The 18,956-nt window shown below is 58.5% G+C and carries 18 protein-coding genes; 12 read left to right on the top strand and 6 right to left on the bottom strand.

From position 1 onward, the window contains the following. Nucleotides 1-30 precede the first annotated feature (30 nt). Together JMN22_RS03065 and JMN22_RS03070 are read right to left on the bottom strand one after the other, a co-directional pair. Nucleotides 31-840 carry an isocitrate lyase/PEP mutase family protein gene (locus tag JMN22_RS03065; protein WP_198795759.1) on the bottom strand — a complete coding sequence of 270 codons (810 nt, stop codon included), beginning with the start codon at nucleotides 838-840 and terminating at the stop codon, nucleotides 31-33. Nucleotides 841-869: 29 nt separating this feature from the next. After that, nucleotides 870-1,226, bottom strand: a complete 357-nt coding sequence (locus JMN22_RS03070; protein ID WP_198795760.1) for a VOC family protein — start codon at nucleotides 1,224-1,226, stop codon at nucleotides 870-872. Nucleotides 1,227-1,377: 151 nt separating this feature from the next. Here JMN22_RS03070 and JMN22_RS03075 point away from each other — a divergent pair, with 151 nt between their 5' ends. The 12 genes from JMN22_RS03075 to JMN22_RS03130 all read left to right on the top strand — a co-directional run bounded on the left by JMN22_RS03075 (nucleotide 1,378) and on the right by JMN22_RS03130 (nucleotide 15,299). Further along, complete coding sequence (locus JMN22_RS03075; RefSeq protein WP_030141796.1) at nucleotides 1,378-1,653, top strand: metal/formaldehyde-sensitive transcriptional repressor; 276 nt, start codon at nucleotides 1,378-1,380, stop codon at nucleotides 1,651-1,653. 20 nt (nucleotides 1,654-1,673) lie between these two features. Beyond that, nucleotides 1,674-2,591, top strand: coding sequence for a CDF family Co(II)/Ni(II) efflux transporter DmeF (gene dmeF, locus JMN22_RS03080; RefSeq protein WP_198795761.1), 918 nt, complete (start codon nucleotides 1,674-1,676; stop codon nucleotides 2,589-2,591). Nucleotides 2,592-2,705: 114 nt separating this feature from the next. Next, on the top strand, nucleotides 2,706-3,872 hold the full coding sequence (locus JMN22_RS03085) for an MFS transporter (protein WP_236010246.1): 1,167 nt from the start codon (nucleotides 2,706-2,708) through the stop codon (nucleotides 3,870-3,872). A gap of 123 nt (nucleotides 3,873-3,995) precedes the next feature. After that, complete coding sequence (locus JMN22_RS03090) at nucleotides 3,996-5,711, top strand: alkaline phosphatase D family protein (RefSeq protein ID WP_198795763.1); 1,716 nt, start codon at nucleotides 3,996-3,998, stop codon at nucleotides 5,709-5,711. A 327-nt stretch (nucleotides 5,712-6,038) separates the two neighbouring features. Further along, nucleotides 6,039-6,866: a helix-turn-helix domain-containing protein gene (locus tag JMN22_RS03095; RefSeq protein ID WP_030141789.1), complete on the top strand. Its 828-nt coding sequence runs from the start codon at nucleotides 6,039-6,041 to the stop codon at nucleotides 6,864-6,866. Nucleotides 6,867-7,085: 219 nt separating this feature from the next. Then, on the top strand, nucleotides 7,086-8,630 hold the full coding sequence (locus JMN22_RS03100; protein WP_030141788.1) for an ABC transporter substrate-binding protein: 1,545 nt from the start codon (nucleotides 7,086-7,088) through the stop codon (nucleotides 8,628-8,630). A gap of 167 nt (nucleotides 8,631-8,797) precedes the next feature. Continuing rightward, entirely contained in the window at nucleotides 8,798-9,814 is a 1,017-nt protein-coding gene (locus tag JMN22_RS03105) for an ABC transporter permease (RefSeq protein ID WP_030141787.1), read from the top strand. After that, complete coding sequence (locus tag JMN22_RS03110; protein WP_030141786.1) at nucleotides 9,811-10,695, top strand: ABC transporter permease; 885 nt, start codon at nucleotides 9,811-9,813, stop codon at nucleotides 10,693-10,695. The genes JMN22_RS03105 and JMN22_RS03110 overlap by 4 nt, the downstream gene beginning before the upstream one ends. After that, complete coding sequence (locus JMN22_RS03115) at nucleotides 10,695-11,726, top strand: ABC transporter ATP-binding protein (protein ID WP_198795764.1); 1,032 nt, start codon at nucleotides 10,695-10,697, stop codon at nucleotides 11,724-11,726. The genes JMN22_RS03110 and JMN22_RS03115 overlap by 1 nt, the downstream gene beginning before the upstream one ends. A 24-nt stretch (nucleotides 11,727-11,750) precedes the next feature. Beyond that, nucleotides 11,751-12,707 carry an ABC transporter ATP-binding protein gene (locus JMN22_RS03120; RefSeq protein ID WP_198795765.1) on the top strand — a complete coding sequence of 319 codons (957 nt, stop codon included), beginning with the start codon at nucleotides 11,751-11,753 and terminating at the stop codon, nucleotides 12,705-12,707. Nucleotides 12,708-12,713: 6 nt separating this feature from the next. After that, nucleotides 12,714-13,952, top strand: coding sequence for a serine hydrolase domain-containing protein (locus JMN22_RS03125; RefSeq protein WP_198795766.1), 1,239 nt, complete (start codon nucleotides 12,714-12,716; stop codon nucleotides 13,950-13,952). Nucleotides 13,953-14,117: 165 nt separating this feature from the next. After that, on the top strand, nucleotides 14,118-15,299 hold the full coding sequence (locus JMN22_RS03130) for a hypothetical protein (RefSeq protein ID WP_198795767.1): 1,182 nt from the start codon (nucleotides 14,118-14,120) through the stop codon (nucleotides 15,297-15,299). A 165-nt stretch (nucleotides 15,300-15,464) separates the two neighbouring features. Here the strand turns inward: JMN22_RS03130 and JMN22_RS03135 are convergent, their stop codons facing one another. From JMN22_RS03135 to JMN22_RS03150, 4 genes are all read right to left on the bottom strand, one after another. Then, nucleotides 15,465-16,514 carry a DUF2955 domain-containing protein gene (locus JMN22_RS03135; protein WP_030141781.1) on the bottom strand — a complete coding sequence of 350 codons (1,050 nt, stop codon included), beginning with the start codon at nucleotides 16,512-16,514 and terminating at the stop codon, nucleotides 15,465-15,467. Then, nucleotides 16,504-17,634: an HlyD family secretion protein gene (locus JMN22_RS03140; RefSeq protein WP_198795768.1), complete on the bottom strand. Its 1,131-nt coding sequence runs from the start codon at nucleotides 17,632-17,634 to the stop codon at nucleotides 16,504-16,506. Before JMN22_RS03140 ends, JMN22_RS03135 begins: the two co-directional genes overlap by 11 nt. 70 nt (nucleotides 17,635-17,704) lie before the next feature. Further along, on the bottom strand, nucleotides 17,705-18,229 hold the full coding sequence (locus JMN22_RS03145; RefSeq protein ID WP_030141779.1) for a transporter suffix domain-containing protein: 525 nt from the start codon (nucleotides 18,227-18,229) through the stop codon (nucleotides 17,705-17,707). Between the two features lie 131 nt (nucleotides 18,230-18,360). Then, nucleotides 18,361-18,825, bottom strand: coding sequence for a MaoC/PaaZ C-terminal domain-containing protein (locus tag JMN22_RS03150; protein ID WP_030141778.1), 465 nt, complete (start codon nucleotides 18,823-18,825; stop codon nucleotides 18,361-18,363). Between the last annotated feature and the right edge of the window lie 131 nt (nucleotides 18,826-18,956).

The following is an 18,956-nucleotide window of genomic DNA, read 5'->3' on the forward strand; positions in this document are numbered from 1 at the left end:
TAGTGTTCGGCCCCGTTCGGGGCCCCGACATCACTCGGTTTTCGCCGCCATCAATGCGTTCAATTCGCCGTATGTATGGGCTTTCAAGGCGTGGGTGTCGAGTTGGCCATTGTCGAGGAAACTGCTGACCAACGCGCCCATGGCGCCATGCAGAAATTCGGCGATGCTGGAACCAGCACTTAGCCGTCGGACTCCTAGGCGCTTCAATTCGTCGAGGGAGGGCAACCCGTCCCGGGACAGCAGGTTCACTGGCAGCCTGGTTTCCTGGCAGACGGTGGCGATTTCGTCCGCATCGATCACGCCGGCGGCAAACAGACCATCTGCCCCGGCGGCGGCATACAGCGCGGCGCGTTTCAGTAGTTCTTCCAGACGCTGTTCGGCGGGGAAAAGGTTCTTGAGGTAAACGTCGGTCCGTACGTTGACGAACAGCTTGACGCCCGCCCGGTCTGCCACCGTCCTCGCCACGTCAACCTTGCGAACTAGCAGCTCTGGCGAGCCCAGGCCGTCTTCGATATTGATCCCGACCGCTCCGGCGGCAATGACGGCATTGATCACCTGGCCGACCTGCTTCAGATCATCCGAGTAGCCGCCTTCGATATCCACTGTGAGCGGTACGCTGAGCACCCTGGCCATCGATTTGACGGTGGTACTCAGCAGGTCAAGAGGCAGCTTGTTGCCATCCTGATACCCGTGGGACCAGGCCATGGCCGCGCTGCTGGTGGCTACGGCCTTGCCACCCAGGCGTTCGACCATACGCGCACCACCCGCGTCGGCCACATTGGCCAGAACCAACAGTCCATTCTGGTGGAGGCTGTGAAAAGCGTTATCCAGTGGGGCCATGGCAATTCAACTCCTTTGAAGGGTTTGTTTTATTGCTGCTCTGTCCACACGGCCAGTTCATAGCCATCTGGATCCGTGAAGTGGAACCTGCTGCCACCCGGGAAAGAAAATACCTCCCGGGTTAAAACAGCGCCCAGGGCTATGAGCCGCCGTTGTGTTTCAGCGAGGTTGTCGGCGTACAAAATGATTAAAGGCCCACCCGGTCGAACGGGCTCGCCTGTAGTGAAACCACCGGTGAGGCGGCCGTCAGTGAATTCAGTGTAGGTGGGGCCATAGTCGACGAAGGTCCAACCGAATGCGCTGCCGTAGAAGGCTTTGCTACGGGCGATGTCGCCTACATTAAGCTCGATATTGTCGATTTGTCGGTCTTTGCCGCGAACGCTCATGCTTGCCTCCCTGGCCGATGCTTAGGGTGGCGAGTGTAACGTAAGCGCTTGCACTGTTCGCGCATTGGGGCCTGTTAAGGCGCTTTTAGCTTGTCGGCGAATAGGGGTAGGGGGTATACCTATCGTGCGCAACGCATAGCAGAGGTATCCAATGGGTCATATCGCAGCAAACAAAGACGATCTTCTCAAGCGCGTGAAACGTATCGCCGGACAGATCCAGGCCGTTGAGCGGGCCTTGGAGTCGGATCTCGATTGCGCCAAGACACTTCACCTCGTGGCCGCCACTCGTGGCGCCCTCAACGGTCTGATGGAAGAAATCATCGAAGACCACGCACGGGAGCATGTCGCTAACCCTGCGCTCAGCGAAGCGCAGCGCAACAAAGGCGTCGAAGAGCTGCTCGAAGCCATTCGCCGTTATTCCAAGTGAACGCATCCAGGTACACCCCCATGAGCGGCTCCCACCTCAACTACACCCACCACCACATGTTCCTTGGCTCGGCGCACGACGAAAACGCCAAGCGTACGCTTTGGGTCGTGGCACTGACCGTCGTGATGATGATTGGCGAAATAATCGCCGGCTATATCACAGGGTCGATGGCCTTATTGGCCGATGGTTTTCATATGGCAACCCATGCCGGCGCATTGGGCATCACGGCCGCCGCTTACGGATATGCAAAACGCCACGCGTCCAGTCAGCGATACAGTTTTGGTACCGGGAAGGTTGGCGACTTGGGCGGGTTTGCCTCGGCGTTGATACTCGGCATGGTCTCCCTGGGGATTGGCGTTGAGTCTGTCATGCGTCTCTTGCAGCCAACAGACGTCCAGTTCGGCTCTGCGACGCTCATTGCGATTGTCGGTTTGATCGTCAACATTATCAGCGCACTGCTGCTGGGCCACGGACATAGCCATGGGCATGATCACAGTGATCATGACCATCACCACCACGGGCACGACAATAATCTGAAATCGGCCTATTTCCATGTCATCGCAGACGCGCTGACGTCGGTGCTGGCCATCGTTGCACTGCTCGCCGGCCGCTATCTCGGTTGGGTGTGGCTGGACCCGGTCATTGGGATCGTCGGCGCCCTCGTTATCGCGCGTTGGGCATGGTCGTTGATGGGCGTCACCGCGGCTGTATTGCTGGACCAGACAGATGCCCACATTGCCGAGGAAATCCGCGAGCTGGTGGAGAAGAATGGGGATGCCACCATTACGGACTTGCACGTGTGGCAGATTGGACCGCAAGCCCATGCGGCCATTGTCAGCATAATGGGTGACAACACGGTGGACGCCGATAGCATTCGTGAACGTCTCAAGCCGGTTCACGAAGTCAGCCATCTGACCGTCGAATATCGTCCCGTCTGACCCAACGCTCCAAGGCGTTTTCCGAGGCTCATGATGAAAACCACTGACAGGCCGGGCGGTGTTCCAACGACTGCGCCAATCCGCAAGGCTTCGACCGGCAATGCCTGGCGCACCATGCCAGGCGGTATCTGGGCACTGGGCTTCGTCTCGATGTTGATGGATATTTCCTCGGAGATGATCCATGCCTTATTGCCGCTCTACATGGTCACAGTGCTGGGTACCTCCGTCCTGGCGGTGGGTCTCATCGAAGGAATCGCCGAGGCTACAGCCTCGATCACCAAGGTATTCTCCGGGGCTCTCAGTGATCGATTGGGCAAGCGCAAACTGCTTGCGGCGCTGGGTTACGGATTGGGGGCGCTGTCGAAACCGATCTTTCCTTTGGCAGGCTCGCTGGACTGGCTGACCGGTGCCCGCTTTATCGATCGTATTGGCAAAGGGATCCGCGGTGCCCCGCGTGATGCATTAGTCGCCGACATCACTCCGCCAGCGATAAGAGGGGCAGCTTTCGGCCTGCGCCAGACGCTGGATACCGTGGGTGCGTTCCTGGGGCCGCTGCTTGCGATTGGCTTGATGTGGCTGACGGCGAACCACTTCCAGACGGTTTTTTGGGTGGCCGTCATCCCGGCCTTCCTTGCCGTCGCGGTGTTGCTTCTGTTTGTCCATGAGCCCGCACAGGCGCCAGGAGCGCAACGGGTGCGTATGCCCTTGAGTCGACGGGAGTTGGCACGACTGGGCGCCGGCTATTGGTGGGTGGTGGGTGTAGCTGCGGTGTTCACCCTGGCACGCTTCAGCGAAGCCTTCCTGATCCTGCGTGGCCACGCCGTTGGACTGGCGCCGATGTGGGCACCTGCAGTGCTGGTCTTGATGGCCGTGGCGTACTCGCTGTCAGCCTATCCAGCTGGCGCACTGTCTGATCGTATCAACCGCCTGTCGGTGCTCGGCACAGGGCTGATATTGCTGATCATCGCCGACCTGACACTGGCATTCGTTCCGGGCATCACCGGCCTGGCTGCAGGAGTGGTTCTATGGGGACTGCACATGGGGTTTACCCAGGGAATATTCGCTGCCTTGATCGCCGATTGCGCGCCTATTGAGCTGCGTGGCACGGCATTTGGCATGTTCAATCTGTTGACTGGGTTGACCTTGCTGGTGGCAAGCGTCACTGCGGGTGTTCTGTGGGACTCGGTGGGTTACCAGGCTACTTTCGTGATGGGAGCCGGCTTTGCCGTGCTGACTTTTCTGGGGCTATGGGTAATAAAAAAGAAAGTTCAGGTTCGGTAGCCAGAATTCTGCAGTAACGCTATTTCAATCGGATGCGTTATTTCTTTTTAGACGCCAGCGCTATATAGCGGTGCCACGGAAAGTCAACTAGCGTGTAACGGCTGAACTCAAGGATGCCTCTGCATGACTACGCTTCGCGCGCCCGCACTCGGTCCCATCGTGGGACACACGACCCATCGTTCGTGCAGGTTGTGGATTGCCGCCTCGGATTGTCTCGATCGAAAAGAACTGGATGAAGAGGTCCGCTCCATTGGTGTACTCGGTGTCGTAGGAAAAAACGGCAAGGTAAAGCCGGGGGATATCTTCTATTTTCGCTTGCCCCGCGAATACGACCGTACCGGCACGTTGAATCTCGGTGTAGACAAGTCCCTCTGGAAAAATGCGGCGGAGGAAAAGAAACTGCAGCCTTACACGCTCGATCCCGCCACCACCTACACCGTGCGCATGGCGTCGCTGAATCAGGATGACGCTTATCCCAATGACAGCAATGTAACCAGTGAGGAAATTGCGTCCAAGCTCCCAGACGCGTCCGTGTGGGCGGACAAGTTGAATCTCGAAAATGGTTTGGGTGAAGCGTTTGCCGAGGCTACGTTCACCACACAGACGGCGCCAGGACAAGCCGCATCCCCACTCAGTTTCCTGCTGGGCTCGTGCCGATATCCAGGTTTGCTATGGAAGCGCAAGGAAGCCGACCGCATCTTTCGCCCCATGCTCCAGCAGCATGAGGCAAGGCCGGTCAACCTGTCACTCATGGCCGGGGATCAGGTCTATGCGGACATGTTCAATCGCATGGTGCCCATCGGCCTGGCGGATACCTACGAAGAGTTCCAGGAGCGCTACCATATTGCGTTCGGGTCGCGGAACATGCGCAAGCTGCTGAGTCGCGTGCCAACCTACATGATCCTGGATGACCACGAAATCGAGGACAACTGGTCACAGGATCGCCTGCACCAGAGCAACAGCAAACGGATACTCTTCAACCTGGCCATTGGTGCCTACATGAGTTACCAGTGGAGCCACGGCCCGCGTTTCACCGACAGCTACGTCAATGATCCGGCGTACGGGGCGCCAGCCTCGCTCAAGCGGATGCGCACGCTGAACCTGTTCTACGACTTCGTTTGCGCCGGCTACCCATTCTTTGTCCTCGACACCCGCACCCAGCGTTTTCTCGCCGACCTGCCGGGGTTGGCCGACAATCACCTGCTGGGCCGGCCCTCGCTTGATCCCAACGAGCCGAGCCAACTGGACCGGGTATGCGCGTGGCTGATGCACATGCAGCAAACCCGCGGCAACGTGCCGAAGTTCATCGTGACGTCCAGCGTCTTCCTGCCAAACGGCGTGGATACCTTGCTCAGCGACGAGCACAAGGAGAAGGATGATTCGTGGCCGTGTTTTCCCAACACGCGTCGGCGGATTCTGCAGACGATGGTAGACGGAAACGTGCAGAACGTGATTTTCCTCTCCGGTGACATCCATTGCTCCAGCGTGGCGCAACTGGAATTCTCGGGCCCTGCCGCGGCGCTCAAGGCTTACTCCATAGTCTCCTCCGCATTTTATTGGCCGTTTGCTTTTGCCGATGGCGACCCCGCTGGCTACGTCCACGATTCACGCGCTGCGAATACCCAGGATGGCTTCGCCATCAGTCCGGCCCAGGGCACCTTGCACTACAGGGCGTGGGGTTTCTCCCAGGATGACAACTTCTGCCGGATCGACGTGGACCCGGTGGCGGCGGAACTGGCCGTGCAAGCCTTCGACGGGGATGGAGAGCCGATTGCACGAAGCCATGGGGACGGTCAGATACGCAAGATGCCGGAGAGATTGAAGCTGGCGCCTTGGTGATGCGGCGTACATCGTGACCGAGTGGTTGCGATGCTGCGCCATGACCGCCAAAGCCGGGCGGTCATGGCCCATGAACGCCGGGCATCCCCCGGCGTTTATGAACGGATCAACGAAACTCGAGTGCTGGATGTTTGAACGGCCGCCCAGCGGGAGAGCACGCACGGCCAACGAATGCATGATGTGTCCTTGTTGAATATTCCCCCACCCAGGCGCTATGGTCGGGCTTAATGCGCACGTCGGTCACGGGTTGGCGCTGCAGATTTCTGACCGTGATCCAAAGAGACGATAAGTCCAGCGTGTTCAATAGTGGCGTTAGGAATATTTTTAATGGCGAGTTCCAATTCACCCCAGTCGATGCAAGATTTCAGTCAAAACTTGCGTCTTCTCTGCGGGTACTACAAATCGGTGGCGATGGTGTGCCGCTCCCTCGATATCAACCGCCAGCAGTTCAACAAATACCTGGGGGCGCAGGCGACTCCCTCACTGTTCACCCTTCGCAAGATATGCGCCTTTTTCGGGGTCGATGAGGATGAGATATTCTCCGAGCACGATTCCTTCCGCGCTTTGCTCAACCGGCAGCGCACGTCGCGAGAGCCGGACAGTGCTGTACCCACCGATTTTTTTCCAAGCTCCGCGCAGGAGCTGTCGAAGTACCAGGGTTACTACTTCGTCTATTTGATGTCGCCCTCCGGTTCAGGGGAGGTGATCAAGTCGATTACCCGCTTGACTCGTTCTGGCAACAAAATCCTGAGTAAAACGTACGAGCGAGTGAGGTTGGGTGATGACCAACTGAAGAGTTTCGGCATCAATAAATATCGAGGGTTCTGCTTTGCATCATCGGACCTGATTTACATCGTCGAGCGCGAATACCTATCCTCCCGGGGCTATATCTGGTCAGCGCTTTACCCTTCCTACCGCAGTCGCTTCCGCTTTCTCAATGGCTTGGTGCTTGGCGTGTCGGGCGACAATTTTCGACGTCCTTTCGGTGCGCAGATTGTGTTTGAGTACCTTGGCGAGTCGATCGACCTGCGTAACGCGCTGTCCAGTTGCAGTTGCTTCCCGATTGATGCCCCTGAGATTCCCAGCGAAGTCAGGGCGCGGCTGCTGATCCGCCCATCCGAGGGTGAGTTCAACCTTGTTCCCCCCTTGTTCTAACCCCGCCTTAAAAACAGACGCTAGGTGACGCTTTCAAGCGTCACCGGGCGTTTTTTTCTTAGCGTTCGCGAAATTGAGCTGACGGTACGGCAGATCAATAATGGGCCACACCGCTCAGGCAGTCTCGCGACGACCAATCACGTCGTTTATTCCGGTCGGATGATTGTCTGTTCGTGCAAGTGACCCGCTGCGCCCATCATAAAAATAAGAGGAACACCGATGAACTTCAAAAGAACCTTGATGGCAGGGTTGATGGCGCTCTCCGTTTCTGCGCCGTTGACCAGTGGCTTGGTGTGTGCGGCAAACAATACCTTGGTAGTCGCTGATCGAGCCTCTTTCAAGGATTGGGATCCAGCCTCGGCTTTTTCCGAAGAGGTTCGGGTGCTGGGCAATATCTACGAGACACTTCTGGTCTATAACGCGCCAGGCAGCGCCGAGGAGTTTTCCCCCGGGCTCGCCACGTCCTGGGAAAGCAGCGACAACGGCAAGACTTGGACTTTCAAACTGCGGCACGGGGTCAAATTTCATGACGGTTCGGCGTTCAATGCCGCTGCGGTCAAGAAGTCCATTGATTACGTCAAAGCGCTAAAACAAGGCGCCGCGTATGTATGGAAGGCCTTGGATTCCGTGGAGGTCGTCGCTGACGACACGGTAGTGCTCAAGTTTCAGAGTCCCACTCCGGCCAATCTGATCGCAGCAGGTCAATACGCTGCCTACATCATTGCCCCGGCGGCGGTGGATAAAGGGCACGACTGGATGATGGCCCCCAATGCCATCGGCACCGGTCCTTATAAGCTTGGGCAGGTCGAACAGGGCCAGCAAGTGGTGCTCGAACGTTTCGAGGGTTACTGGGGCGGCTGGAAAGAAGGGCAGTTCGATCGGGTCATCGTGAAAGTCGTGTCCGAAGCTTCTACCCGTACCCAGATGATCAAGAATGGCGAGGCCGGTGTCGCCTGGGATATCCCGCTTGATCAGCTCAAGGTGTTGGGAGAGAACCCCGCCATCAAGGTGAGCACCGCGCCTTCGTGGAAGAACTTCCAATTCTTGATCAATACCCAGAAGTACCCTACGGATAACCTGGCATTCCGTCAGGCGCTGCAATACCTCTGGGATTATGAAGGTGTCACCAACGATATTCTGCACGGCTACGGCAGTGTCCCCAAGGGGCCCTTGCCCAGCAGTATCTGGGGGCATGCCAGCGTGCCCATGGCTTCTTACGATCTGGATAAAGCCCGACAATTGTTGGAAGCCTCCGGTGTACCCAAGCAGGACTGGAAAGTCTCGATGCAGTACATCGGTGGCGTCTATGCAAACGCGGCTGAACTGTTCCAGGCGACGGCGTCTCAGGTTGGGGTAGAAGTAGAGCTGCGTCCCGGCGAGTGGGGGGTGATCTGGGATAAGGCGAAGAAGCTGGACACCGCTCCCAACTTGCAGTCCATGGCTTGGTGGCCGACGTATCCGACGCCCAGCGACTGGCTTTTCAGTGAGTTTCATACCGAGAAGACAACGCTGTTCAATCTGTCTCATTACAGCAACCCAAGTTTTGATCAGTTGATCGAAGAGGCGGCGGCGCTGGAAGGCAGCGACAGGACAAAATCCTCTGAAAAGTACGTCCATGCCCAGCAGCTACTGGCCAAGGACGCTCCTGCGATCTGGTACGCCGACGTGCAGCAGATACGTGTCTCCCGCAAAGACATCAAGGGTATGGAAAAAAGCCTTAATCCGGCCTATGAGGCCATTCTCTATTACAACTTGAATCGCTGAATGCCGAGCTGTTTGCGATGAAGTTGTAGAGGTAGGCCTGATTTGCCCTGACATCCGATAGTCGGTTGATTCGCCCGGTCATTCCTCAAGCGTTGATTCGCCTTGAGGGCTTTATGCTGGGCGTAAGAAGTCACGGCCAAGTTTATTAGCCACAAAAGGTAGTTTAAATGGCGAAGTATATAGCCCAGCGATTGATAGTCATGCTCTTCATTCTGTTGGGCGTGTTGACTATCACCTTCGTGCTGAGCCGAGCTCTTCCCGGTTCTCCGGTAGAGATGATGCTGGGAAATCACCCCACGGCGGAGCAAATTGCCGTCGCGCGGGAAAAACTCGGGTTGGATAAACCTCTGCCGATCCAATACTTCAATTACATCGGCAATCTTCTCCAGGGTGATTTTGGCACCAGTTTGCGCACCGGGCGGCCGGTGGTGGAGGAGGTGGTCAGGCGGGTTGGCGCGACGTTTGAACTGACGTTCCTGGCGATGTTCTGGGTGGTGGTGCTCGGGGTGCCGATCGGTGTCGTCTCTGCGGCGCGGCAGAACTCAGCGATCGATAATGTGGCGCGGGCGGGGTCCATCGCCGGGACGGCATTTCCCGTTTTCATCCTGGCCATGGGTTTGCAGTTGCTGTTCTACGGCAAGCTCAACTGGCTGCCCCTGCAAGGACGTATCGATGCTTCCATTCTTCTCGATAGTCCGTTTGAGCGTGTGACTGGTTTTTACCTGGTCGACACGCTGCTGGCCGGTAATTTCGTAGCACTGTGGAGCGCCATCAAACACCTGACGCTGCCCGTGCTCACTCTGGTCGTCGTGACCTTGGCCACCGTCACTCGGATCACTCGCAACATGATGGTGGAGGTGCTCTCCGAGGAGTACATCCGCACGGCCGTTTCTTACGGCGTACCCAAGTGGCGTATTCACTACGCCTATGCCCTGAAGGCGACAATGATCCCGCTCCTGACCGTGGTGGGCCTGACCTTCGGTTATCTGCTCGGTGGTGCGGTAGTCGTCGAGTTCGTTTTCGATTGGCCCGGCCTGGGCGGCTTCGTGGTGTTTTCGATTGCCCAGAATGATTTCCCCGCCGTGATGGGCGCCACCTTGGTGCTGGCCACGACCTATCTGTCGATCAACCTGATTGTTGATCTCTTGTATCACCTTGTTGATCCGAGGTTGCGAGTCCAATGAGTATCCAAGACGTGTCCCTGTCCATGCCCTCGCGAGCCCCGTCATGGCGCATCAAGGTCCTTGCGTTTGCCTGCGATAACAAGTTGTTTGTTTTCGGCGCGCTGTTATTGCTGTTGATCATCCTGGCAGCCATCTTCGCCCCCTGGCTTGCGCCCTATGAGCCTAACAAGATTGTTTTTTCCCAGAAGTTGCTGGCGCCCAACTGGGCACACTGGATGGGCACCGACGAGTTTGGTCGCGACATTCTTTCACGGGTGCTTTATGGCGCACGCACCTCGCTGATCATTGGAATAAGCGTGACGCTGATTGCGATGCTGATCGGGATTCCGATCGGGCTTGTATCCGGCTACTTCGGTGGTCGAATCGATACGCTGCTGATGCGTGTCTCAGACGTGTTCCTGGCCTTTCCGCCGCTGTTGTTGCCGATCGCTATCACCGCTGCGCTGGGGTCGGGATTGGCCAACGCCATGCTGGCGCTCGCCGTCTCCTGGTTTCCCTGGTACGCGAGAATCATGCGTGGTGCGGTAGTACGGGTTCGCTCGGAAACCTATATCCAAGCCGCCCGCGCCATGGGCGTCAGTCACTGCCGTATCTTGCTTCGCCATGTCCTGCCCAATGCCACCACCCCTGTGATCGTGCAGGGCTCCATGGACTTTGGTTACACCATACTTGCCGCTGCCTCGCTGAGCTTTATCGGGCTGGGCGCCAAGCCGCCCATGGTCGAATGGGGGTTGATGGCCGCGGCGTCGCGCTCACAGTTGCTCGAAAATCCCTGGACGGTGCTGTTTCCCGGCGTCGCGATTTTTGTCCTGGTGCTGGCCGTCAACCTGGTGGGTGACGGACTGCGCGATGTGCTCGATCCAAAGAAGGGGACGCGCTGATGATCAACGAATCCTTGAAAACTTCTACGCTCGGGCCTCTCGCTGCTTCGAACAACGAGGCAGCTCAGGACCTGGTGCTGGAAGTGGAAGGACTGACGGTGTCCTTCCCTGGTTTGTTCAAGACCGTAAAGGCCGTACGCGGCATCGATCTCAAGGTAAGGCGCGGCGAGATCCTTGGGTTGGTGGGGGAGTCGGGCTCGGGCAAGTCCATGACGGCCATGTCCTGCCTCGGATTGATGCCTGAGGCCGCGCGGTTGGGAGGCAGTGTCAAGGTCGCCGGACAGCAGGTCAACGGCGCGTCGGCGTCGCAGCTGGCGGTTTTGCGTGGCGGTGGCGCGGCGATGATCTTCCAGAACCCGATGAAGGCGCTCAACCCGTTCTTCACGGTCGGGCGGCAGATGTTCGATGTCATCGGCTGCCATCGGCAACTGAGCAAGGCACAGATTCGCGCCGAGGCGCTGAGCTCGCTGGAAGCGGTGAGCATGCCCGATCCCACTCTTGCGTTAGGCAAGTATCCGCACCAGATGTCTGGCGGCCAGTTGCAGCGAGTGGTGATTGCCATGGCGCTGGCCTGTCGGCCGAAACTGCTGATCGCCGATGAGCCGACCACGGCGCTGGACGTCACCGTGCAGGCGCAGATCATCGCCCTGCTGCGCAAGCTGGCGCGAGAGCAGGACCTGGCGATTCTGTTTATCACCCACAACCTTGGCGTGGTGGCTTCGCTCTGTGACCGGGTGGCGGTGATGTATGCCGGCGAAGTGGTGGAGAGCGGTCCGGTGGGCCAGGTGTTCAAGCGACCCGCGCATCCCTACACCCTGAAATTGATGGGCACCGTGCCAAAGCTGGGGCAGGGCCTCCAACCCCTGGGCTTTATCCCGGGGCAGGTGCCGAACATGGCGGCTCCCCCGCCTGGCTGCGCCTTCAACCCCCGCTGCGAACGCGCTACCGGGCGCTGCGTCCAGGTTGCGCCGAGGGTGGAAATTGGCGAGGAACACTGGGCGGCTTGCCACAACACCTTGGTCAAGGTGTGAGGCTTCTTTGAAAGGTAAACGGCTATGAACAACAACCAACAGCCCGCACTGCTGAGCGTCACTCAGTTGCACAAGACCTACGCCAGCCGCGACGGCCTGGTGACCGCCATCGACCACATCAGCCTGGAGGTGCAGGTTGGTGAGACGGTCGCGCTGGTGGGAGAGTCCGGTTGTGGCAAAAGTACGGTGGCCGCGACCTTGCTCGGTCTGCTGCCAGCCGACAGTGGGCAAATCCTGGTCGAAGGTCGGCCGCTGCCCTCCGATGCCAGGGCTCGGGGCAAGAGCTTGAGCATGGTGTTCCAGAACCCCTATGCCTCGCTGAACCCGAAAATGACCATCAAGGCGATTGTTGCCGAACCACTGAAGGTTGCCTTTGGTTTGCGCGGCAGCGCCTTGCACGCGCGCATTCTTTCGCTGTTGGGAAACGTGGGGATGGGCGAGGAGCACATGGATCGCTATCCCCATGAATTCTCCGGTGGCCAGTTGCAGCGTATCGCTATTGCCCGAGCCCTGGCGCTGGAGTCAAGACTGCTGATCCTCGATGAGCCTACGGCGGCGCTCGACGTGTCGGTCCAGGCCCAAGTGCTGCAATTGCTCAAGACGCTGCAGACCGACAATGGCCTGAGCTACCTGTTCATCAGTCACGACCTTGCGACGGTCGAGTACCTGGCGCAGCAGGTGCTGGTGATGTACTTGGGGCGCATCGTCGAGGCCGGGCCTGTGGAGCAGGTGTTCGGTAGGCCGCGTCATCCCTACACCCGTGCGCTGCTCAACTCGGTGCCCTCCATCGACCCGGAACGCCGTGACCAGTTGCAGATCCTGAGCGGAGAAATTCCCAGCCCTTTGAACCGGCCTACCGGCTGCCACTTCGCGCCCCGTTGCCCGCGGGCCAGCGAGCGTTGTCGCCGAGAGGTGCCAGCCGAGACCCAGGATCACGGCCACCGCTTTTCTTGCCACCACCCTCTGAACGATGAGAGCTGAACCCCTATGTACAATAAAAACGACATGACCGCTCCAGGCATTGGCTACCAGGATTTAAGGCTGATGCAGGGCTATCCGCCGTCCCGGGAAAAGCAGATTGGCCTGCATAACTGGGACAGCCCGCCCTATAACCGCTGGTCGTTCCAGCACATGAGCCACCTGTTTCCAGTGGCCGCTATTCATCGCGGTCCCGGGCCGGTCAGCGAACTCAAGCGCAACGAGCGCTCACTGGATGACGTACGTTTCCAGCGGGTCGACGGCGGGCAAACCGATCTGGCGACCTTCCTGACCGATAGTTACACCGATGGTTTTTTGGTACTTCACCAAGGCAAGGTGGTGTCGGAGCAGTATTTCAACGGTATGCAGCCGCACACGTTGCATCTGTTGCAATCGGTATCCAAGACCATCATCGGCAGCCTGGTCGGCCGGTTGATCGGCCAGGGCAGGATCGATCCTCAAGCGTGTGTCAGCCACTATGTGCCCGAGCTTTCAGCAAGCGGCTATGGCGACGCCCGGGTACAGGATCTGCTGGATATGCGCACGGGCGTGAGATTCAGGGAGGACTACACCGATCCGGACGCCGAATTCATCCAGTTGGATATCGCCTCGGGTTGGCGTGAACGGGGCGAGCGAAACGCACCCGACAGCATCTATGCCTTGTTGAAGTCACTGAGTAAAGATCGTGAACATGGCCAGTTCTTTGAGTATCGCTCAGTGGATACCGACATGTTGGCCTGGGTCTGCGAGCGGGCCTGCGGCGAGCGGCTCCCCGTTTTGTTGAGTCGGGAGATCTGGTCGAGACTGGGAGCAGAACAAGACGCGAATATCACCCTTGATCGTGTTGGAACTGCATTGGCCGATGGGGGAATAAGTGCCACGCTGCGCGATCTCGGGCGATTTGCCCAAATGTATTTGCAAGGTGGACATTACAACAGCCAGCAAATCGTCCCGGAGACATTTGTACGTGCATGCGGACGTGGCTCCACACCCGCTTTTGAAGTGCTCTACGGCTACTACACCAAGCACTTTCCTACCGCGGCCTATAGCAATAAGTGCTGGGTATTGGACAGTGAGCATGGGATTTACTCGGCGCGCGGAGTATTTGGTCAAAGCATCTTTTGGGATCCGGCTTCTGAAGTGACGATCGTAAAACTGTCCAGTTGGCCGGACTTCATCAATCCAGAGTGGACATTGGATACCTTCCGCGCTTGTGCGGCTGTGGTCGAAGAAATTCAACGCAACTGACACCGAAATTTAAACGACTGCGATTTCTCGAACACCCGTAGCCCGCTAGCACCTGGACGCTGTTCCAACCTCTGTTCCGGCGGGCCATACCTATTTCATCCAGACCGCGCTTTGTCGTGGCCGGGATGGTTGTTGCCAAAAATAAAACTTAAAGATGGAGCGACCATGAACTTGAATACCACCCGGGCCTTGGGCTCACTGATCCCGCTGGCGCTGTTGGGCGCACTTTCCACCCACGCGCAGGCGATCCAAGTCACCGATAACCTCGATCTCGGCGGCGCCGTCCGGGCGCGTTGGGACTATGACCCGGATCGCGATATACAGAAGTTCAACTTCGATACCGTGATCCTCTCCGCCAAGTACAACTCCGACACTTGGATCGGCCAGGCCAAGTACCGTTTCTACGGACGTGCCTACCCTTACCAGTACACAGAAAATGTAGGAGACGTCCAGTTCGCCGAATTGGCCTGGATTGGCTACAAGTTCAACCCCGACCAGCAAGTCCAGGTCGGCCTGAACCAAGTGCCGTTCGGTTTGCAGCCATACTTTGGCAGTACGTTCTATCAAACCCTGGGCAACGTCGTGGGCCTGGAAGACCTGGAAGAATTGGGCGCCAAGTACATCCAGCAAAGCGGCGACTGGAATATCCAGGCCGGTTACTACGTTCGCCCGGCCTCGCAGGGCAAAGGCACCAGCAAGGGTGAAACCTACTCCAGCGTCGTCTCCGAAGCGGACAGCTATGTCATCGACGGCAGCAACAACCAGGAACGCAACACCGTGGTGCTGCGGGTGGCCAAGGCGCTGGACCTGGGGCCGTGGAAGTCCGAGGTCGGCATTTCTGGCCTGACCTCGTCCCTGGAGAACCGCGACACCGACAACGAAGGCCGGCGCAATGCCGTGGCGGTGCACTACATTGGCAAAAACGGCCCGTGGGGCGTGCAACTGCAAGCTGCGCGACAGCAGATGTCCCCGCGCAACCCCGGTACCGATGAACTGGTGACTTTCGGCGGCTACGACGCCACCTACAACGTGGCCAGTCGCGGCAACTTGTATGTGGCGGATGTGAGCTACGACGTTGGCGGCAAGTACTTGTTCGACCAGATCAGCGGCGTGCAGCTGTACGCCAACTACAGCGCCTTCGATAAATCCGCAGACGACTTCAAGACCTCGCAACGGATGATTCTCGGCACCTCGTTCTCCCTCAGCAAACTGTGGATCGCCACGGAATGGCTGTACGGCAAGAATGACCCGGTCATCGGCGGCAGCAGCCTCACCCAGAGTCTGGGGGCTGGGGGTAGTGACCGGTGGGAAAACCAGCTGTACATGAACATCGGTTACTACTTCTGATTAGAATTATGGGGCAACAGCCCTGAAGTCTTGTTCGTGAGCAGGCTCGTTCCCACAGGTTTAGCGCATAAACTTCGGGAGCGAGTTGGCTTGCGAAATCCCCAATCGGCGTTGGGTGTTTCGAGCCCACTCAGTCGCTAGGCGGGGAGGTGCACCTTCATCAGCCTATCGCTCTACGCCTGCACGGCGAGCTCTTGCACGCCCTCTCGGCCACAACAGCGCGGCCATGCCAATGGCATAGACAGCCGCAAACAGCACGTACGCGATACGGGTGGAAAACAGCTGGGGCGTTTCTGTCGGCAACGGTGATACACCGAGCCCGAACAGAATCAGGAACGTCATGAGCCCTCCGCCGAATACCTTGCCAGCGGTGTTGCCCAGGGCAGCTTTGCCGGCAAACAGCAGGCTGACCAGCAGCAGGACCAGCGCCACCAGCCATAGGCTTGGCCGCAGTTCGAACAGCGTAAAGGCCAGAGAACCCACCACTCCACCCAGCAGGTTGACGACCACCAGCCCGAGGGCGCTGCGGCTGCTCATGTCCAAGGAGAATTGGCTGAGCAACGAGGCCACCGTGATGGGGACGACCATCGCCGTGGCCAATCGTGGATCGCTCAGGCACAGGGCAACCATGGCCAGCAAAATCGCCGCGCTGGTCATGGCCTGGCGAATCACTAGCGTCAACTCCTGCGGCTGCGCGAGTGGCTGGTCGGCCTGTTCACCCGCAAGGTCGGGCATCAGCGCATGGGCGCCCCAGGTCAATAGCAAACCCAGGCTGACCGCCTTGACCAGAACGAGCACGATGGACTCGCCCAGATCACGCTGCACGGTATCGAGCATCGGCACCACAATCGCAATCACCAACATCAATGTGGGCCCCGCGCCGCCCAATTGTCGGCCTTGCGCGGTAAAGCAGGCGAAATAAAACAGCCACAGCAGCGGTAACAGTATCCACGGCCGCTCACCGAGCACGCCGGTCATGCACACCAGCAGCGCGCCGGTCAGCATACTCACCAACAACGTTATCAATCCCTGGGATAACGTTGGCGCGCGGCGGCTGGCCAAGAGGAACTGGATGGCGAACAAGGGTGCGAGAAAGGGCAGGATGTCACCTTGGACCAGTCCCGTGCACAAGCCCACGGTCACAGCCAGGGCGACGCGCAATCCCTGGCGTTTGATCCGCAGCAGTTGCGGCGCAGCTTGCCCATCAATAGACATAGTTCAGCCAGGCGCCCAGGCGTGTCATGAATGCCCCCAAAGCGTTGGTCATGGGGTTGTCACCCGTATAGATCACCACGGTGACTTGCGAGCCGTAACGTGGGCCGATCGGGTGGGGCTCCTCCACTATCAGGCGTACCGGAAAGCGCTGCGGGTCGCGCACCCAACCACTCTCGTTGCGCACCGAGGGTAGGGCGGCGTTGCTGCTGTCTTGCTGTGCGACACCCCAGCCAACGCTTTCAACACGACCCTTGAATACCCGCCCCGGCAATACATCGAACACCAGTTCCGCCGGATCGTCGGCCTGCACATGTTCCAGACTGTTTTCCTTGAAGGCGGCAGACACCCATACCGTGGTCCTGTCGATAAAGGTCAGTGCCGGTTGGCCAGCGCTGACGACTTGGCCAACGGCGAGCTGGAGGTGGGTGATCACGCCATCGGCGGGTGCAATGACTTCGGTACGCACCAGATCCAGCCGGGCTTTTTCCAGCGCGGCCAAGGCTTGCTTGAATTGCGGGTTGTCGTTGCCTTTGGGCCCTAGTTGCTGGCGCGCCCGCTCCAGGTCGGCTTGGGCTTTGCTCACGGCCGCCTCGGCGGAACCCAGCGAGGCTTTGGCTTCATCCTGGCGGGCGGGGGCGAACACACCGCGCTCGACCATTTGATTCACCCGCCGGGCCTGCTCGCGTATGTTGTCGCGCTGCGCGCGCGCCGACACCAGCTGGGCCTGGGCGGCATCCACCGAGGCGGTGCTGGCGCCCAATGCCTGGCCGGTTTCCTCCAGCCGCGCTTCAGCCTCGCTGACGACAAGCTTGTAGGGTTGCGGGTCGATACGAAACAGCACCTGGCCGGCTTTCACCCGGGCGTTGTCGAGTACCGCGATTTCTGTCACGCGGCCACCTACCTCGGCAGCCATTTCCACCACATAGGCTTGCACCACGGCCTGTGACGTCGAGGGCGTGCGTCGTTCCATGAAAATGGAGAGGGTAAACAGCACGGCGGTCAACACCGCGACGCCTAGCGCAATGCGTCGCAGCGGATTGCCTGGCGCAGGCTTTTCAGAAGGCGGTTCAGCTTGGCGTTCTGGCTCGAAGGAAACGGGCGAATTCTGCGTCTCGGGCATATCGGCACCTGCAGGTCATGGCCGTTAAAGAAATACAGAAAGCGCGAGGGAGACGCGATCCGGCGTTGGCTCAGGCCGGGTCAGTCGCAACGACCCGTGCGGTGCGAATGAACAGCGCGCGTAATTTCTCCCAGAAATTGCCACCCAGCACGAAGAAGCTGCCAACCAGCAGCGCATCACCAAGCAGTTGCAATGCCCAGCTGTTGGGGCGCAGACCGGGTGCCAAGGTATCGACATAGGGTTCGAGAAAGGAGCACACCAACGGCAAGCAGAACATCACCAGGCCAATACGGTGGCGGGTGACGCTGACTTCCTGCTCCGCGCTCGGCACAAGTCCCGACACATAGCTGAACACATGCTGCTTGAGCTCTTGAAAACCTGCCTTGCCCATCACGGCGATGACCAACAGCAACAGCACCTTGTTGATGATGAACAGGGCGCCGGTGATTGCCGCAATGGTGGAGCGGGGCACATCCGCAGCCGCTGCCAGCGGCACCAACAACCACAACGCGAGCATTAGACAAAGAATGGCGATGCCCGCCTTGAAGCGCCATTTCGCGGACGTTGACGTTGCCGGGGGCTGAGCCGTGGTCATGCTGCCTTCCCTTTCTTTGAAATTGTTGTTGGTTATGGTCTGGAGCAGGAATGAGCTTAGCAGCTGGATTGCCAACGCATTCGGTAGTGGCGGTCTTTCTGTGAATGCCCCTCAAAAACGCTTCGTCATATTTAAACTTGATCGCCCCCGCGCATTATCAATACTGTCACCTCATAGACGAGAACTGTTTTCCCCTCATTCGTAGTGACATCGACTTTAAACACGACCCAACCTCGTTCATGGTTTGACGCGTGGATAAATGATCGAACGACTCGAGCGGATAGTTTGAGCGTGTCTCCGGGCACTACCGGAGCAACCATCCTGAAACCGTCGATTTTGCCACCCGCCACGATATTTGTTTGAAGCAACAGGGCATCGCACATCAACCGCTGCGAGATAGCGAAGGTTTGCACCCCGCTGGCACAATGCACCCCAAGCGGACTCGAACGGGCAAGGTCAGGATCGATATGAATATCGAGAGGATCGTACTCGGCGGCAAAGGCAATGATCTCTTGCGTTGTGATAGGTGCAGATTGCTTGGCCGTCCAAATACTGCCTGCCGGGAGGTCTTCCCAATACAACTCTTTCTCTGCCACGGTAGCCCCTGGATTCTGTAGCGTTGAACTCAACGTACCGAAGATTGTTAAGTCAATGGTGTCGGTGGTCAGTGGCCTCGACAATGCTCAAAAGCCTTAGCGTGGTTGAATGTTTTGGACAACGAGCAAGG

The sequence above is a fragment of the Pseudomonas sp. HB05 genome (genome assembly GCF_016756915.1).
GTDB classification, from domain to species: Bacteria; Pseudomonadota; Gammaproteobacteria; order Pseudomonadales; family Pseudomonadaceae; genus Aquipseudomonas; species Aquipseudomonas alvandae.

Coding starts and splice junctions, on each gene's coding strand:
- JMN22_RS03065 (WP_198795759.1), bottom strand. CDS start 840: ATGGCCCCACTGGATAACGCTTTTCACAGCCTCCACCAGAATGGACTG.
- JMN22_RS03070 (WP_198795760.1), bottom strand. CDS start 1,226: ATGAGCGTTCGCGGCAAAGACCGACAAATCGACAATATCGAGCTTAAT.
- JMN22_RS03075 (WP_030141796.1), top strand. CDS start 1,378: ATGGGTCATATCGCAGCAAACAAAGACGATCTTCTCAAGCGCGTGAAA.
- dmeF (WP_198795761.1), top strand. CDS start 1,674: ATGAGCGGCTCCCACCTCAACTACACCCACCACCACATGTTCCTTGGC.
- JMN22_RS03085 (WP_236010246.1), top strand. CDS start 2,706: ATGCCAGGCGGTATCTGGGCACTGGGCTTCGTCTCGATGTTGATGGAT.
- JMN22_RS03090 (WP_198795763.1), top strand. CDS start 3,996: ATGACTACGCTTCGCGCGCCCGCACTCGGTCCCATCGTGGGACACACG.
- JMN22_RS03095 (WP_030141789.1), top strand. CDS start 6,039: ATGGCGAGTTCCAATTCACCCCAGTCGATGCAAGATTTCAGTCAAAAC.
- JMN22_RS03100 (WP_030141788.1), top strand. CDS start 7,086: ATGAACTTCAAAAGAACCTTGATGGCAGGGTTGATGGCGCTCTCCGTT.
- JMN22_RS03105 (WP_030141787.1), top strand. CDS start 8,798: ATGGCGAAGTATATAGCCCAGCGATTGATAGTCATGCTCTTCATTCTG.
- JMN22_RS03110 (WP_030141786.1), top strand. CDS start 9,811: ATGAGTATCCAAGACGTGTCCCTGTCCATGCCCTCGCGAGCCCCGTCA.
- JMN22_RS03115 (WP_198795764.1), top strand. CDS start 10,695: ATGATCAACGAATCCTTGAAAACTTCTACGCTCGGGCCTCTCGCTGCT.
- JMN22_RS03120 (WP_198795765.1), top strand. CDS start 11,751: ATGAACAACAACCAACAGCCCGCACTGCTGAGCGTCACTCAGTTGCAC.
- JMN22_RS03125 (WP_198795766.1), top strand. CDS start 12,714: ATGTACAATAAAAACGACATGACCGCTCCAGGCATTGGCTACCAGGAT.
- JMN22_RS03130 (WP_198795767.1), top strand. CDS start 14,118: ATGAACTTGAATACCACCCGGGCCTTGGGCTCACTGATCCCGCTGGCG.
- JMN22_RS03135 (WP_030141781.1), bottom strand. CDS start 16,514: ATGTCTATTGATGGGCAAGCTGCGCCGCAACTGCTGCGGATCAAACGC.
- JMN22_RS03140 (WP_198795768.1), bottom strand. CDS start 17,634: ATGCCCGAGACGCAGAATTCGCCCGTTTCCTTCGAGCCAGAACGCCAA.
- JMN22_RS03145 (WP_030141779.1), bottom strand. CDS start 18,229: ATGACCACGGCTCAGCCCCCGGCAACGTCAACGTCCGCGAAATGGCGC.